Annotated in this window: 11 protein-coding genes and 1 tRNA gene; all 12 read right to left on the reverse strand. The window is 45.6% G+C overall.

Annotated features, from left to right (window positions below):
* Positions 1-39: 39 nt before the first annotated feature.
* A complete protein-coding gene (miaB, locus tag A3860_RS19370) occupies positions 40-1,467 on the reverse strand; it encodes a tRNA (N6-isopentenyl adenosine(37)-C2)-methylthiotransferase MiaB (RefSeq protein WP_081148677.1) in 1,428 nt (475 codons plus the stop codon).
* Positions 1,468-1,725: 258 nt separating this feature from the next.
* The gene (locus A3860_RS19375; RefSeq protein WP_143774184.1) at positions 1,726-2,739 is read right to left on the reverse strand and encodes a DNRLRE domain-containing protein; all 1,014 of its coding nucleotides are present in this window, start codon (positions 2,737-2,739) and stop codon (positions 1,726-1,728) included.
* Positions 2,740-3,187: 448 nt separating this feature from the next.
* Positions 3,188-4,039: a class I SAM-dependent methyltransferase gene (locus tag A3860_RS19380; protein ID WP_081148681.1), complete on the reverse strand. Its 852-nt coding sequence runs from the start codon at positions 4,037-4,039 to the stop codon at positions 3,188-3,190.
* A 78-nt stretch (positions 4,040-4,117) separates the two neighbouring features.
* On the reverse strand, positions 4,118-4,534 hold the full coding sequence (locus tag A3860_RS19385) for a hypothetical protein (protein ID WP_081148686.1): 417 nt from the start codon (positions 4,532-4,534) through the stop codon (positions 4,118-4,120).
* A gap of 1 nt (position 4,535) precedes the next feature.
* Positions 4,536-4,982 (reverse strand): Lrp/AsnC family transcriptional regulator, encoded by a 447-nt coding sequence (locus tag A3860_RS19390; RefSeq protein WP_081148688.1) that lies wholly within the window; start codon positions 4,980-4,982, stop codon positions 4,536-4,538.
* 188 nt (positions 4,983-5,170) lie between these two features.
* Positions 5,171-5,243 (reverse strand) — tRNA-Gly (locus A3860_RS19395).
* Positions 5,244-5,296: 53 nt separating this feature from the next.
* A complete protein-coding gene (locus A3860_RS19400) occupies positions 5,297-6,643 on the reverse strand; it encodes a TolC family protein (protein ID WP_081148690.1) in 1,347 nt (448 codons plus the stop codon).
* Positions 6,644-6,658: 15 nt separating this feature from the next.
* Positions 6,659-7,324 (reverse strand): ABC transporter ATP-binding protein, encoded by a 666-nt coding sequence (locus tag A3860_RS19405; RefSeq protein ID WP_081148692.1) that lies wholly within the window; start codon positions 7,322-7,324, stop codon positions 6,659-6,661.
* A 395-nt stretch (positions 7,325-7,719) separates the two neighbouring features.
* A complete protein-coding gene (locus A3860_RS19410; protein WP_081148694.1) occupies positions 7,720-10,146 on the reverse strand; it encodes an ABC transporter permease in 2,427 nt (808 codons plus the stop codon).
* Between the two features lie 153 nt (positions 10,147-10,299).
* Positions 10,300-12,711 carry an ABC transporter permease gene (locus A3860_RS19415; RefSeq protein WP_081148696.1) on the reverse strand — a complete coding sequence of 804 codons (2,412 nt, stop codon included), beginning with the start codon at positions 12,709-12,711 and terminating at the stop codon, positions 10,300-10,302.
* A 138-nt stretch (positions 12,712-12,849) separates the two neighbouring features.
* Positions 12,850-15,243: an ABC transporter permease gene (locus A3860_RS19420; RefSeq protein ID WP_081148698.1), complete on the reverse strand. Its 2,394-nt coding sequence runs from the start codon at positions 15,241-15,243 to the stop codon at positions 12,850-12,852.
* Between the two features lie 109 nt (positions 15,244-15,352).
* The gene (locus A3860_RS19425; protein WP_081148700.1) at positions 15,353-17,770 is read right to left on the reverse strand and encodes an ABC transporter permease; all 2,418 of its coding nucleotides are present in this window, start codon (positions 17,768-17,770) and stop codon (positions 15,353-15,355) included.
* Positions 17,771-17,861 lie beyond the last annotated feature (91 nt).

Raw genomic sequence — 17,861 nt, forward strand, 5'->3', positions numbered from 1 at the left:
TTTTCTTTTGATGAATGCCTGCCTGTTATATATCCTGTCTTATGGTTCTATTTTTCCTAATAATGTAGCGCCGGTGCAATCATATACCTTAACCATTACGTAATTGCCTTTGTTCAGCGGGTAATTTTCTTTTGGAAAAACCACTACTTTATTCTGGCTGTTACGTCCCATCCAGTCCTGGTCGCTTTTCTTACTGTTTCCTTCGATCAACACTTTAAATGTTTTACCAACGTCGTGCTGGTTGCTTTCACGGCTCAGCGCATTTTGCAGTTTCACGATCTCGTCGAGCCGCTTTTTCTTCACTTCCTCGGGCACATCATCTTTATACCGACGGGCAGCCAGGGTTCCCGGGCGCTCGCTGTAGAAGAACATATAGCTCATATCATATTTGCTGTGCCGCATAATGTTGAGCGTGTCCTGATGATCTTCTTCTGTTTCGGTACAAAAACCGGCAATAATATCGGAGCTTATACCGCAATCGGGTATTATTTCGCGTATACGATCTACCTTGGCCATATACCATTCGCGGGTATACGTTCGGTTCATCAATTGCAATACACGGGAAGAACCGCTTTGCACCGGCAGGTGAATGTAATTACAGATGTTCTCATACTTCGCCATGGTGTACAGTACATCGTCGGTAATATCTTTCGGGTGCGAAGTGGAGAAGCGAACGCGTAGGGAAGGATCGATCAGCGCCACCATTTCGAGCAGGTTGGCAAAGTTGACCGGCTTTCCTGTTTCTATATTTTCAGGCACCCAGTAATAGCTGTCGACATTTTGTCCCAGCAGGGTTACTTCTTTATATCCGTTATTCAACAGATCGGTGCATTCCTTTAAAATTGAATGTGGGTCGCGGCTGCGTTCGCGGCCCCGGGTAAAGGGCACTACGCAGAATGCGCACATATTATTACAACCCCGCATAATGCTTACAAAGCCCGACACGCCATTGCTGTCGAGGCGAACGGGGGAGATGTCGGCATAGGTTTCTTCGCGGCTCAGCAACACATTCACTGCTTTTTGACCGGTTTCGGCTTCTGCAATAAGGCCGGGCAGGGCGCGATAGGCGTCGGGGCCTACGACTATGTCGACCAGCTTTTCTTCTTCCAGGAATTTGGCTTTCAGCCTTTCCGCCATACAACCCAGAACGCCAATGAGGGCGCCGGGATTGTTCTTTTTAACGGTGCGCAGGTCGCTCAGGCGTTTGCGCACGGTTTGTTCGGCTTTTTCGCGAATGGAGCAGGTATTGATCAGAATTAGGTCGGCTTCCTCGAAATTGCGGGTAGCGCCAAATCCGTTCTCATTTAAAATGGAGGCAACGATCTCGCTGTCTGAAAAATTCATCTGACAGCCATAGCTTTCGATATAGAATTTTTTATTATATGCAGTAGGGTCATTTACAAAGGGAGCATAGGCTTCTCCCTGCCGGTTTTCCTCGTGCATCGTATGATTCATCCGCTCTAACATCAACAATTCAGTTTTTGGGATGGCAAAGATAGCCAAAAAAGGGTAAAAATGACAGGTTGACACCCTCAACCTCCGCCGGCTGGCGGAGAGCCTGTACTATTGCTGGTTGACGGTTACCGGAATGGTAAATGGCCATAGCCTGCGCGGCGGGGAAATTGCCGGATGCCAGCCCGACTTGTCGGGGATAGCCGGATGCCGAAAAAAACGGTTGCCGTTTTACAACAGCAACCGTTAAAAGGAAGGGATGAAGGCCAAAATTTATTGAGAAATAATAAAAGGATTGGCCGTTTTACTATTTCCCTGTTTTACTACCAGCACTGCCATTTTGTTTTTGAGCAGCTGGCTATCCAGGTTGATCGTTTTGGTATGCTTACCTTTTGTTCCATCTACTTCCAGCACTTTTAAGACAGCACCGTCAATAGAAACGATCTCAACATACGTTTTTCCATCCTGGTTCAATGCATAATCAACCGTAATGTTTCCTGCTGACAAATTGCTTTTTACGAGTGCTGAAACATTGCTTTGAACATTGTCGTCTTTACCCAGTACATCAGGCGTAAATATTTGCGATTGCTGTGTACCTCTTCTTGCTGTTGAGTCAGAGCAGAAATTCAGGCCAAGTCTTAGTTTGGGCCGTCTTGTTGCATCAGCATAGTCGCTGCTGGCAAAAATGAGCGATCTGTAAGTGCTTTCGGTTTGCAGCCGTATTAAAAAGCCATAGCGACTGGCGGGTGGCTGATTAATAATGTCCTGAAGCAGGGTTGTAATATTCAGATCGATTACATCATAATTGAACTGCACTCCGTTTGAACCGGGCAGGGTAACCTGGTTGGTTGTGGTTGAAGCAGGCTGTGTATTCCAGGTTACGGTATTTTCATCCCATGAACTGGTAACCCGTTGAACATAACAAGCATTGGTGCCGTAATTACCCTGGGGAGCGGTTAATGAGGAAGGCTTACCATATAACGAAAGGTAGGCATAGGTCACTACCGTTCCCTGTGGTATCAGCTGCAGATCGGTAAAGTCAATAAGCGCCCGGCACGATCCAACGGAACCGTTGAACGTCCAGGTAAAAGGAACCATTTCATCATATGTACCGTAATTTGAATTACCGGCACTGGGATTATTGGTAATATAATTTACATGGGTATCTTTTCCGTGACAGGCATTGGGTTGAAAGGTCATTTCAGTTTGGGTAACCTGGCTAAAAGCGCTGGTGCCAACCAGGAATGCGCATGCTGATTGCAGAAATAAAAAGTTGATTTTTTTCATAAAATAAATGTGGTTTGTTTTGAAAATGTTCAATTGGTAAGTGATACGTTTATTGGTTACTGCTTTGTCTTTCTTCAATAATGAAATGGTTTAATGGTTATAAATCGGGCATATTACCTCGTGCAACACCAATAGAATGCCCTAACTGCCAGGTGTTGTTTTTCCTGCAGAAAAAATGAGTTTATAATGTTGTTATTGTTGTCCTGCGCCGGGATGGTACAGGGCCAGACAAGAAGGTATTTGTCTTTTAACAGGTTGAGATCGTATAGTTATATAACGTATACATTACCAGTACACGAATATAGTATAGGTATATAACGTTTACAAATAAATGATTTATGAAATCGTTATGTTAAAGAAGTGCTGTTGTGCATTATTTTCAATAAGCGTGCACATTTGGGCGATAGGCGTGTAGATTTTGCAATAGGCGTGTAAATAAAAAAAATAATTATTTCCCAAACAAAACATATCCATACGTCTTGTTCGCCAATTCGCGGGCTTTTTGGGGAAAGAGTTTGATGAAGAGGTTCAGCGGGAATTTTACCGGGGGCAATTTGCGGCCGATGCGGTCGCCTTCATCGATCACATGAATATTTTCATGCACCTTCCAGCCATGGCTGCTAAAAAATGCGATCGGGTTTTCTACATTGAATTGCAGGGGTGCTTTGCTGAGCATTTTTTTCAGCTCGGGAGCCCGCCGGTGTCGGCGCAGGCCACCATGGTAATCTGTTATCCAGTAGTAAAAGGTGGGCACTTCAAAAATACCCTTTGATAGTTGGGCGCCCTGTTCATTGGTTAAATAGCCCACTACGCCTTCGGTGATAATAAGGGCCCGTTTGGCTTCAGCACCCAGTTGTGTAAACAGGGCTGTTCTTTCGGGGTCGTTGCTGAGGTCAGCAGCCAGGCGTTGCAGATGACAGGCTGGTTTCTCGTTTTCGAGCAGTTTATTTTTATAATCGATCATGTGGGGAAAATCAACTTCAACCCAACGAAGGTTAACCGGCAGGGGCATGCGATAAGGCCGGGTATCGAGACCGGCGCCTAAATTTATTACAGTATCAATGCCCCTTTCAATGGCTATATTGATCAGCCGGTCAATACCGGTTGTACGGGTAACCATGGCAAATGACATATGATCTTTAATAGGCGTGGCTGCTACCATTTGAAAACCCCGTTCACCGGCCAGTTTACGCGCCAGCGGATCTTTAAACACGGCATCGGGCCGTTCAGATTCCAACGCCCTGTATGCGGCGATCCATAACGCTGTATCAGAAACGTTATTGATGAGCTGGTCCTGCATAACGGTTGTTCTTTACTGATATATCTGGTGTTCTTACTATAAATATAATGAAATTTTTGCAGGAGTGGTGGGTGTATTTTATAGCGGCTGTATATCAGGGGCCATCCATTGTTTTCTTGCTGCCTCGCTCATTAGCAATTCGCGGCTATAATATTTGAACGGAAAATCTTTCTGTAAAAACTCCTGTTGCCAAAGCCCTTCCAGCTTACTTTCAAAGGGCTTGCTGGTATTGGTTTGCAATACGTAGTTAACAATAACCCTGGTGTAAAACAAGGTAATGGTTTCATGATAGCCTGAGTGACCGGTATTTTGCCCGCCAACGCTTACATTGTATTTTTTTATTCCTTCTTTGATTGATTCAAGGGCCAGCGGTAACGGTAGCTGGCAGCAATACCAAAGCGCCATTACAAAATGGGCTTCATGCGTCCATTTTTCTTTAGGCAGGGTCCCATTTTCAAATTGATTGACCAATTCTTTTGCTTCAGTTGGTGTCATCTTAAAAGTTTTTTACGTTCACTTCTTCTTTATAGGTGTTCAAGATGATGGTGGTGTTGGTGCGGGTAACTGCTTTGATGTTCTTTATCTTTTTTACCAGCAGCTCTTCCAGGGCTGCAGTATCTTTTACCAGCACTTTCAGCAGCAGATCGTAATCGCCGGCAACGTGGTGGCATTCGAGCACTTCGTTTAAGGCAACGATGTTTTCTTTTACCGATCCGGCTTTGGTATGATCGATCCATACCTGAATAAATGCCAGCAATTGCAGATCTATTTGCTTGCGGTTTACCTGTATGGTGTACTTATCGATATACCCCGATTTATCGAGTTTGCGCAATCGTTCTGTTACTGCAGGCAGCGATAGATTTATTTTGCGGGCTATATCGGCACCGGTAATGCGGGCGTTTTCTACCAGTAACTGAAGTATTTTACTGTCATAACGGTCCATATACGTTTATTATTTACCCCAAAATTAGCCTTTGTCTTTATTTAATTTACGGGAGATAACAAAATGCCAGTGACTATTAAGGAAGAGGATGAGAATTCCTTATAATGGCTTGGGGAGGTGGCCTGGTTGAACTAAACAGGTGGCGATGATGAAAGGGAAAACAAAAGTCCCGACATGTCGGGACTTTGAGCGGAAGACGAGAATCGAACCCGCGACCCTTAGCTTGGGAAGCTAATGCTCTACCAGCTGAGCTACTTCCGCGTTTCTGCAACTAAGTTATAAAAAAATCAATTCCAATACGCACCATTCAAAAATTACCACAACGGCTTCGCCTGGTAATAATCCAGGATCTTCGTACGAAGTACATAATCATAGCGGGCAATAATGAGATTTGCATTGGCCTGGTCGTAGTTGTTTTTGGCTATGAAATAATCCACTGAGGTGGAAGCGCCTGCATTGTACCGTACATCGGCAGCCCTAAACGATTCGGCATATGCCGCTACCTGTTCTACCAGTGCCTGGTACCTGTTCTTCGCTGCCGTTAAATTAAAATAATCTTTCTCAATGACCTGCTTTAATTGTATTTGCTGGGTTTTCGCTGTAAACTCAGCACTTTTCAGGTTAATTTTTGCCAGGGAGATCTGGTTGCGGTAACGGAAATTATTAAAGATGGGTATGCTGATGCCTACACCTACATACGTACGGTAATTATTGCTAAGCTGGTCGTAGTAAGCAATTTTTTTCTGGGCCGTATCCCGCGAAGCGCTGGAATAGGGGGTATAAAAACCGGCTCCCAAACCTACAACCGGGAATAAATTACCCCGTGCTGCCTGTACCGCCTTCTCTGCACTTTTGGTGCGCAGCTCTGCTGCCTTGATAGTAGCCAGTTGTTGCAGGGCGATATTGAAAATGCTGTCGGGTGTGTTACCATAATTCATTTCTACCTGGTCGGCTGTCAGCCGCTCCACTTCCAGGTCTTTGCTATAGGGAACATTCATCAACTGCGACAGCGAAAGGCGGGCGGCATCGAGGTCGTTCTGACTTCTTATAATAGTCACTTTGTTGCTGGCCAGCAATCCTTTCATATCTGACAGGTCACTTGGTTTTATGGCGCCTTCCTGGTTCATCAATTCCAGCCGCTCTACCTGTTTGCGGGTTACCTCTGCCTGATCCTGCGCCTGCTTCAACAGATCGGTATTGGTGAGTATTTGCAAATAGGCCAGTACAACGTTCAGCATCAGCTGATCTTTACTTTGCTGCAGCTCCATTTTACTGGCTTCATAAGCGTATTGTGAACTTTTCAACGTATTCAATAACCGCAAACCATTGAACAGGGTTACATTACCCGAGAGTGAATAACTGCCCGATGTTTGTTGCTGGTTAACATAGCCGTTGGTGCTAAGGTCAATACTCCGGCCCTGGTTAAGCGTATGGTCTATTTCTCCGCTGATATTGGGTAACAGGTTGGCCTTCGATTGCCGCCAGGTAATGGCTGCCTGTTCCATGCTGAGATCGCTTTGCTTAACATCGAGATTATTGTTAATAGCTGTTTGTACGCATTCCTGCAGTGATAATGGACGACCGGTGATCAATTGCGACCGGCCATCCATATACATCATCATGGCTATGCTCCCTAATATGAATATTTTTCTAATTAACATTCTTATGTTCTTGTATTAATTGTTCTCAATCCTTCCATCCAGCAAATTGATGATATGCGAACCGTAGGCTGCATTTTTTTCTGAATGGGTCACCTGTATAATGGTTACGCCTTCTTTATTCAGTTGTTTGAACAGGTCCATGATCTCTTCTCCCTGTTTTGAATTCAGGTTACCGGTAGGTTCATCGGCCAGCAACAGGTTGGGTTTGGCGATCAGTGCGCGAGCAATACCAACCAGTTGTTGCTGCCCGCCCGAAAGCTGGGTAGGGAAGAGGTCTTTTTTGCCAACGATATTAAACCGGTCGATCATATCAGCCACCATGGCTTTGCGCTCCCCCGATTTTATGTTCTGGTAAATGAGTGGCGTTTCAATATTCTCATACACCGTGAGCTCATCGATGAGGTGATAAGCCTGGAAAACAAAACCAACATGTTGTTTATAGATCTGCGAGCGTTGTTTTTCTTTCAGGGTATGAACCGCCTGGTCCATAAAAAAATATTCGCCTTCCGAGGCGTCGTCGAGCATACCCAGAATATGCAGCAGGGTCGATTTACCCGAACCGGATGGCCCCATAATGGAAACAAATTCCCCTTCTTTGATGGTCAGATTAATATCTTTTAAAATAAATGTTGGTTTACCGCCTACCTGGTACCATTTTGAGATGTGCTTCAGTTCAATCATTGTTTGTTATTTATTGGTGCTTGTCAATGGTCATCTTAAACTGCCTGCTGACCGGGTATACTCCCAATACATGCCAGTTTATAGATGTATGATTTGCAATATACTATAAGAGAATTGGATAAAAGTGAGTTCGTTTCCGATACAGAAACTGTCCGGTTTTGATACAGTGGGCAGGGGTGAAGGGGAAAAAGAAATTGGATGTACCAAAAGTAAACGACGGGCCTGAGAGCCACTTAAACGAATACCGGGCTCCATCAGGTACCCGAATAAAAAGAGGCTGCATCAACTTTGATACAACCTCTTCCTGTATTAATTCTTCAGATATGATCTTTATTCATTACGCAAACTCTTCATCCCGCTGTTAGCGGGATCTCCGCATAAGCTTTACCAAAAAATTACTCATTTTTTAAAGCTGCGACCGGGTTAGCAATGGCGGCTTTTATCGTTTGAAAACTTACGGTAACCACCGCTATCAATGCGGCCAGTGCGCCGGCCATTACGAATACCCACCAGCTGATATTGGTACGGTAGGCAAAGTCCTGCAACCAGGTATGCATCACCCACCAGGCCAGCGGAAAGGCAATAAGGGCTGCAATGACAACCAGTTTCAGAAAATCTTTCGACAGCATGGCCGTAATGTGGCTTACCGTAGCGCCCAGCACTTTTCGAATGCCGATCTCTTTGGTGCGCTGCTCTGCTGCATAAGCGGCCAATCCGAACAAACCCAGGCAGGCAATTAAAATGGCCAGGGCCGAAAAGGAAATGGCAATGATGCCCATCCGTTGTTCAGTACGGTATATATTATTGAAGTCTTCGTTCATGAAGGAATAGTTAAACGGCTCGCCCGGCACCATGGCTTTGTATTTTCTTTCAATTTGCGCCACCAGGCGATGGATATCGGTGCTATGTACGCGCAGGGCTATATTCCCCGGATGTTGTCCTAATAATAACGACAGGGGCGTTACCTGTTGCCGTAAGCTGCTGAAATTAAAATTCTTTACAATGCCAATTATATGCAGGGTACTTACATTTTTGGGGTTGTTCAGGTCGGAGATAAAATACAGGTTTTTCCCAATGGGGTCGCTAAAGCCATACATCTTTGCGGCCACCTCGTTAATGATGATGCCCGAAGAATCTGTTGGAAATTCTTTAGAAAAATTCCTTCCGGCTACCAGCTCCATACCCAGGGTTGGGATATATTGATCATCTACATCCCAGGTTTGCATCGATACGGCATTTTTCTGATCAAGCGTAGGATCAGCAAACACGGGGTTATCATTTCGCCAGCCATTCGTAGGTAAGTAATCGGCTATGGTAGCATTTTCAACGCCGGGAAATTTTACCACTTCATCCCGGAAAGTTTTTGCCTGGCTGCCCAATGGGTGGGTGTTATGGATCACCAACACCTGCTCGCGGTTAAAACCTGGTTTATGCGATTGAATATAATGCAATTGTTTATAGATCACCATAGTGGCAATAATGAGCACAATGGAGATCGCAAACTGGAACACGACGAGCCCGCTGCGTAACCAGCTTGTTTTAAAACCTGCAGCCAGCTTGCCTTTGATCACCTGTATGGGTTTGAAAGCCGATAAATAAAAAGCAGGATAGCTGCCCGCCAGCAAACCGGTGATCAATACCAATAATACCAGTACAGGTAACAACCAGGGATCAACGAGCAAATTCAGTTTGATGTCTTTTGCCGCCAGCTGGTTAAAGTAGGGGAGCATGGTCCAGGCCAGCACCAGGGCCAGCAACATGGCCATACTGCTGATGAGCAGGCTTTCGGTAAGGAATTGTTTTACCAGGTTGGCTTTTAAAGAACCCAGTACTTTTCGTACACCCACTTCCCGGGCGCGGTTAGCCGAACGGGCGGTTGACAGGTTCATGAAGTTAACGCAGGCGATCAGCAGAATAAAGAAAGCGATGGCCGAGAAAATATATACATACTGAATATCGCTGTTGGCGCGCAATTCGGCCTCTTTATTTGAATACAGGTGAATGCTGGTAAGCGGGGTTAAGTGATGCTTTTCATAATTCCCGCTTTTTTTAAACTCGTCCATATTGATCGACATATACTGCATCACCTGCGGACCAATATATTTTTCAACCAGCGCATCAAATTGCGCTTCGAGCTGTTTTGGATCGGCGCCTTCCTTTAATAGAATATAGGTGTTGAAGTTATTGCTTAACCAGTTGTTAGCCCGGCTTTCGGCCCGGGTTGATAAGGAAACGAAGAAATCGTAATTGAAATGCGATTGGGATGGAACATCTTTTATAACGCCGGTGATGGTATAATGTTCATGGTTATTAATAAGGAGGCTTCGGCCCGCTGCCTGTGTGGTGTTGAAGTATTTACGGGCTATTGTTTCGGTGATCACAACACTGTTAGGCTCGCGCAGGGCCGTTTGCGGATCGCCATCGAGCATGGGCAGCGTAAATACATCGAACAGGGTTGAATCGGCATACACCACATGTTCTTCCTGAACATTTTCAGCACCCTTTTTTATAAGCAGGCCACCGGCACTGCGGAACCGCACATACTGTTCTACCTGCGGATAATCTTTTTTCAGCGTTGGGCCCATGGGGTCGGTCGCTGTGGCCAGCACAAAATGATTGCCGCCAAATTTTATGTCGGCATCCACCCGGTAAATACGGTCGGCTTTTTTATTGTAACGGTCATAACCAAGCTCATCGAGCACAAACAGCATAATGAGCAAACAGGTGGCCAGTCCAATAGCCAGCCCTATTATATTGATGGCCGAGAAACCCTTGCTTTTCCAAAGGTTCCTAAAGGCAATTTTAAGATAGTTCTTTAACATACGCTTATTCTTGGTTGTTACATTTATAGGTTATATTCTGTTACCAGTTGCCCGTTCCCGGTTTCCGGGTATTAATTTTCGGGCAGTCCGACTTTTGGCAGAAAGCCATAAAATTTATGGTCCCGGTAACCGGTATCTGGTAACAGGTAACTGTCATTCGCTTCTCAATGCTTTCACCGGGTTCGCCAGCGAAGCCCTTATAGCTTTATAACCCACCGTTATCCATGCAATCAGTATGGAACCGGTAATGGCAACTATAAAGAACCAGCCGCTCAGTGATATACGATATACAAAATTATTCAGCCAGGTATGCATCATATACCAGGCAACAGGTACGGCAATAAAGAAGGAGATGATGATCAAAATGGTGAATTCTTTTGAGAACAGTTTCAGCAGGCTGGCCACCGAAGCGCCCAGCACTTTTCGAATACCTACTTCTTTTGTTTTTTGCACGGCCATAAACGAAACCAGTCCATACAAACCTAAACAGGAAATAAAAATGGCAAGCCCGGCGAATATCTTATACAGCAATGACAACTGTTCTTCCTGCTGATAAAATTTCGCAATATCTTCATCAAAGAAGGAAGGGGCAAACGCGTAGTCGGGGTAGAACTGTGCCCATATTTTTTGAATGGCTTCGCGGGTATGCGGCAGTTGATGGGTGCGTAACTTGATGGCCGTAAGGAATTGAAAGCTTTTATTGCTCGTGATCATCAACGGCTTTATTTCTTCCCGCAGTGAATTGGTCTTGAAATCCTGCATTACACCCACAATGGGCAGCCATTTGTTGCGGCCCATTCGAATTTCTTTACCAATGGCATCGTTGGCATTCTTTATACCCAGTTTCTTCAGCAAGGTTTCATTAACCATGGCTTCGCGGCTGGTATCGCATTCGGCAGCAGCCTGGCCGGCTATAAGATGAACCCCAAACGTTTTGATATAATCTGCATCAGCAAACTTCAGCGTAACCTGAAATTTTTCATCGGGCTGGTGGTTGTAAGCAAAATTCGAAGACCAGGTATTGTCGGAAGAAGGTGCATCGCTGTTGAAACTTACCGATTGCACGCCCGGCACCTGTAACAATTGTTGTTTAAAGGCCATCTGTTTCGACTGAATAAGGCTGTCGCCATTACTGCTCAATACCAGTACGCCTTCCTTGTTAACGCCGAGGTCGGCTTTGCTGATAAAGTTCATTTGGCTAACTGCTACAGCCGTTGCAATGATGAGCACTTGTGAAATGGTAAACTGCATCACCACTAATCCTCTTCGTAACGATACTCCCCGTACGCTGGCCGATACCATTTTGTTCTTCAATGCCGTAATGGGGTTGAACTTCGACAACACAAAAGAAGGATACAAACCAGCCAGTAATATAACAACCAAACCCATAGCCAGCATCATGCCCATTGTTTTGGGCGTGAACAGGGTGAGCGGTTCCTTTATGCTCGCGATATGTTTTATATAAGGTAATACTATCCAGGCAATACCCATAGCCAAAATAACCGACAGGCAAACGATCACCGCAGTTTCGCTCATGATCTGTGCAAACAGCTGACTGCGGTTACTGCCCAGCACTTTTCGGATGCCCACTTCTCTTGACCGGTTTACCGACAATGCCGTTGACAGGTTGATGAAGTTTACACAGGCCATCAAAATGATGAACAGGCCTATGAGCGATAAGGTAAGCAGGGTGGTTTTACTGGTTACATGATCGCCAAGCGTTTCAAAGCGGCGGTCGAAATGAATAGTGCCCAGCGGTTGCAGAAAATTCCTTTTTACCGAATTGGTCTGCATTACATCATAGTGGCGTTTGCTGAATTGTAACAGGGCTTTATCGATGTCGGCCGCTTTGGCAGCCGGCGATAGCAGGGCAAATACATTAAAGTTGCTGCTGGTGGTGTTCCAGTTGTCAGCATGATTATACGCACTGCCATATTGTTTCAGGGTTTCATAAGAAACCAGCACTGACAGGGGAAGGTCGGTATTGGCCGGAACATTTTTCAGGATCCCGCTTACTTTCAGCGTTATGGCGTTATCGAGCACCATCGTTTTGCCCATGGCCTGTTGCCAGTTGCCAAAATACGTGGTGGCGGTTCTTTCATCAAGCACTATATTGTTGGGATCTTTTAACGCATCGGCGCCACCGACCAGCCAGTCGTAATGAAATATGTTGAAGATCTCCGGCTCAATGAAAAAGATGCCTGATTTCAGAATGAATTTGTTGCCCGTTGCATTACCGGCTGATGGTACGGTGACCTGACTGCCATATATTGATTTCAGCGCGCCGAATTGTATGTTGGGAAGATCGGTGCGCAACGCTTTCAATGCAGCCACCGGTACACCTGAGTTATACGTGATGTCCTTATCAAATTTATCCTGCGTAACCACCCGGTATATGCGGTCATAATTGGGTTGAAACCTATCGTAGCTCATTTCGTATTGCACTACGATAAACAGGAGTAAACTGGCCGCTATACCTATCGACAGGCCGGTTATATTGATGAGCGAAAAAGCCTTGTTGCGAATAATGCTTCGCCAGGCGGTTTTGAAATAATTTTTAAACATATGAAAAACAGGTTTCTTCAGTTTATGATTGTTTCATTTGCCTTTCATAGGGCCTTCGTGAAACGGCAAACGGCAAACGTGAAAGAAGACCGCGGTTACGGTTTTACGTTTCACGTTTCACTTTTCACGTTTCACGATTTATTCGGTTCGCAAGCTCTTTACCGGGTTGGCCACTGCTGCCCTGAAGGCCTGCACACTGATTGTTATAATGGCTATCAGCAGTGCCAATATGCCGGCAACGGCGAATATCCACCAGCTTATTTGGGTACGGTAAGCAAAATCATTGAGCCATTTATGCATAAAATACCAGGCAACCGGCGAGGCAATAAAGAAGGAAATGATCACCAGCTTCAAAAACTCTTTTGATAACAGGTTGATGATATTTGATACAGATGCGCCCATTACTTTTCTGATGCCTATTTCGCGGGTACGTTGCATAGTGCTGTACGATGCCAGTCCCAGCAAACCCAGGCAGGAAATAAAGATGGCCAGGGCGGCAAAGTTCAGGAACAAGCGGCCAAAGCGTTCTTCACTGCGGTATTGCCGGTCAAAGAATTCATCGAGGAAATAATAGCTGAAAGGCCGGTTAGGGATGCTGGTTTTAAATTGTTTTTCAATGTCAGCAATGGTACCCTTTATACCTGCCTGGTTCACCTTAACTGATATTAAACCCATGCGGGGCCATTCCATACGCAGGCACAATGGTTTAATGGGGTTCTGCAGTGATTTATAATGAAAGTCTTTTATCACCCCAACGATCTTTCCTTCACGGCCCCATTGTTTAAACCGTTTGCCAATGGCCTGGTCGGGCGAACGATAGCCAAGCGTACGCACGGCTGCTTCGTTCAGGATCAACGCCTGGGTGGTATCTGTTTTAAATTCCCTGTTATAAGGCCGGCCTGCCGCCATTTTTATATTGTAAAGGGGAATGTAATCGAAATCCACAAAGTACACATCGAGGTTGGTGATCTGCAGATCCCCTTTAATATTCTCCACTTCTGAATAAGCGCCCGCGTAGCCACTGCCCGGCACGCTGCCCGATAAGGAAACCGCTTTTACGTTTGGTAAACGCGAAATTGCCTGTTTCAAAGCCTCCCTGTTCTTATCCTCGTTTGTATCAATTACCAGTACCTGGTCTTTATTAAAGCCCAGGCTCTGGTTGCGCATATAACGCATTTGCGAATACACAATGATAGTGCCTATGATCAATGCGGTAGATATGGCAAATTGTGAAATAACAAGGGTTTTGCGCAGGGTGGCCCCGCGCGAACTGGTTGCATAGCGGCCTTTCAACACTTCTATGGGGTTAAAAGACGATAATATAAATGCCGGGTAAATGCCTGCAAGCAAACCTATTACAAGGGAGGTTGCTAAGATCAGTAACAGCAAACCGGGATTTTCAAATATGCCTTTGCTGATGGTTTTACCGGCCAGTTCATTGAATGCAGGCAAAAGCAACGCTGCCAGGCCCAGAGTTAACAGGAACGCTATTAAACAAATGATCACCGATTCACCGATGAACTGCCGGGCCAGTTGGCCTTTTATAGCCCCGGCTACTTTCCGTATCCCAACTTCCTTAGCCCTTTCCGATGCCCTTGCTGTGGTAAGGTTAATGAAGTTAATACAGGCGATAATGAGGATAAATGCAGCTATGATAGAAAAAATATAAACATTTTTAATATTCCCCGACGACTTACTGCTCCCTAAATCCCCACGGGTTGAATGCAGGTACACATCTTTCAATTTTTCTAACAACACAGTAGGATACATCTGGATCTGTTTCATCTCTTCTCCATTCCACTTTTCCAGAAAAGCTGGAAACTTCTTTTGCAGGGCCTGTGCGTTAGTGCCTGGCTTAAGCAGTAAATACGCATAAGGACCATAATTGCCCCACTGGTTATCGAGGTCTTTCGCCCATTCAGCTGTTAAGGTGCACATTGATAATACTACATCGCTTTTTATCTGCGAGTTTTCAGGCATATCTTTCATTATGCCTGTTACTGTGGCCGGTACCGCCCCGCCCGTTATCAATAGGGTTTTACCAAACGCATCGTCTTTCCCGAAATATTTTTTAGCTGCTGTTTCCGATAGTACTACGCTAAAGGGGTGTATTAATGCAGTACGTACATCTCCCCTGATCAACCGGAAATTAAATATTTGAAAGAATGCTGAATCGGCCCATATGGCGCCTTCTTCCATGAATTTAATATCGTCTTTTCTAAACAATACATTGTCAGGGTTCACGCGGGTATATGCTTCCACTTCAGGAAAATCGAGCTTTGCGTGAGGGGCAACCGGCCAGGCCGGACCACTGGTAGGAATTAGTTCTGTAGGTGTTTTCAGGTCTGTTACGATCCGGTATATACGATCGGCTTTTGTATGAAAAGAATCATAGCTTAATTCAAAGCGTACATACAGGAAGATCAGTAAACAGGCCGTCATGCCTACGGCTAATCCCATGATATTGATAAAGGAGAATACCCGGTGGCGCCACAGGTTTCGAAATGCGATCTTGAAATAGTTCTTTAACATGGCTTTATTGTTAACTATTATTCTCTAATTGACTGGTTGTTTTATTCCCGTTCTCCAACTCTTTATCCCGCTATTCGCGGAACCTCCTCATAAGGTTTCCCCAAAAAAATCACTCATTTTTTAAAGCTACGACCGGGTTGGCCAGCGCCGCCCTTACTGCCTGAAAACTGATGGTAGTAACGGCAACAAGTATGGCAAAAAAGCCGGTGAGGGCAAATACCCACCAGGTAATATTGATACGCCAGGCATATGCCTGCAACCAGTTGTGCATGCAATACCAGGCGAGGGGAGAGGCGATCACCAGGGCTACCGCTATCAGCTTTATAAAATCTTTTGACAACAACCCCACCACCTGGCTTACTGTGGCGCCCATTACTTTTCTTATGCCGATCTCTTTGGTGCGGTTAATGGCCGTTAACGCTGCCAGCCCAAACAAACCCAAACAGGCCAGGAAAATGGAAATGCCGCCAGCCCAACCTGCAATGGCGCTCCAGCGTTCTTCCGATCTGTAAAACGCATCGAACTTTTCATCTACAAAGCTGTACTCGAATGGCGCATCGGGCACCAGCTGTTTCCAGGTATTGTTGAGCAGCGCCAGTTTGGTAGCGGGGTCTCCGGCTGTGAGCCGTACAAAAAAACGGGAAGCATTTAAATTGGCCGGGCGGTAAAATAGCTGCGGCCTAACCGCCCGCGTAAGGTCTTCAAAGTTGAAATCGTGCGCCACGCCAATGATCGTTTGTGGCTTTCTTCCATTTCCTTTTCCTTCAACCAATTGTTTACCCAATGCATCTGTTATGGTGGTGCCCAGTACATCACGTACCAATGCTTCATTTACAATAATGGCGTTCGTACTGTCTGAGGCAAGGGCGGCATTAAAATTCCGTCCGGCTATTATTTGCATGCCCATCGCATTCAAAAAATTATAATCGCCGGGGTATTCAATAACGCCTGTCACTTCGCCCTTGTAATTACGATATCCCCGGCCCATTTGGCCTTCGTTTGAACCCAGTCCCATTTCAGCTGCCGTTACGCTTACAATGCCGGTATTTGATTCAATGGCCTGTTTATACAGGGGATATATTTTTTTTGAATCGATGCTTCCGGTATTGATCATCACCACGTTCTCTTTATTAAAACCGATATTCTTTGACCGCATGAACGATAGCTGCTGTAAAATGATGATGGTTGAAATGATCAATCCTATCGAAAGCACAAATTGTAAGGTTACCAGGGAACGGGTGAACAGGTTGGAGCCGCCCACACGTATTTTGCTTTTCAGCACTTCTACCGGTTTAAATGCCGATAGCACCAGGGCAGGATAACTGCCGGCCAGCAAGCCTGCCAATACTGTTAAACCGGTCAACAGCCAGCAGAGTTCGGGGAAACGGGTGAGTGAAAAGTGCAGCTCGCGATCGGCGAGCTGATTGAACAGCGGCAACAGCGTATAGGCCAGTACCAGTCCGGCAACGGCCGAGAACACACTAAGCAGCAGCGATTCTGCCAAAAATTGTCCCATCAATTGTTTGCGCTGGCTGCCCATTACTTTTCTTAACCCGATCTCTTTGGCCCGCCCTGCCGAGCGGCCAATAGCGAGGGTGGTGAAATTAATACAGGCTATTATCAAAACGGCGGCGGCAATGGTGATCAGTATCCAGATGTTCCGGGGATTATTACCTCCTTCTACCTGCGGGTTCATATGAATATCACGCAGCGGTTGTAAGCGAAAGCTCGCCTGCACGGCCTCCTTTTCTTTTTTAGCTTTTGGCCGTTCATCGGGCAAATATTTTAGCCTGAATAACGCCAGTCGTTTGCGTTCACCGGCCAGGCGGCTGCCGGGTTTCAATTGCACGAACGCTTCCATGCCAATGGTCATATGCCAGTTATTGCTGCTTTCCTGCACCATGGTCGTTTGGGCAAAATGCTCAAAATTGCACAGGATATTAAACTGTACCGATGAGTTGGCAGGTATGTTTTCTGCAACGCCGCTGATCGTAAAAGGTTCAAACGCCGTATCGGTCTTTATCTCGAGCGCTTTTCCAACTACATTGGTGGTGCCAAATAATTGCAGGGCTTTTTCTTTCGTAAGTACAATATGCCGGGGATCCTGCAACACAGTCTGGCTATTGCCATACAAAAGGGGAAAGGAAAATACATGAAAGATATCTTTATCGGCAAAGGTGATAGAGGTATGAAAAACATTGTTATTTACCCGGGCCAAACAACCTGTTCCTCTCATGCGTACGGCATACTCCACATCGGGAAAATCTTTTTTCATAGCCGGGGCAACAGGCGTACATACCGAGCCGCTTCCACCGGCTTCGCGGCCTTCGCCTTCCCACCATTCAACAATGCGGTATATGCGGTTGGCATTTGTATGAAACCGGTCGTAGCTGAATTCATTCACTGCATACAACAGGAACAAACTAAAGCAGGCAATGCCTATTGACAGTCCGGATATATTTATAACCGTCAACACTTTTTGTTGCGCGAGGTTGCGAAGGGCGATCTTGATATAGTGTTTAAGCATCTCCTTGTATTTATTGCTGGTTTTTTTACAGGAACGGGTTCCTTACCCGCTGTGCAGGGGCTTCATCCCGCTATTCGCGGGATCTCCGTAT

This window comes from Niastella vici (genome assembly GCF_002077945.1).
In the GTDB taxonomy this organism is placed as follows: Bacteria; Bacteroidota; Bacteroidia; order Chitinophagales; family Chitinophagaceae; genus Niastella; species Niastella vici.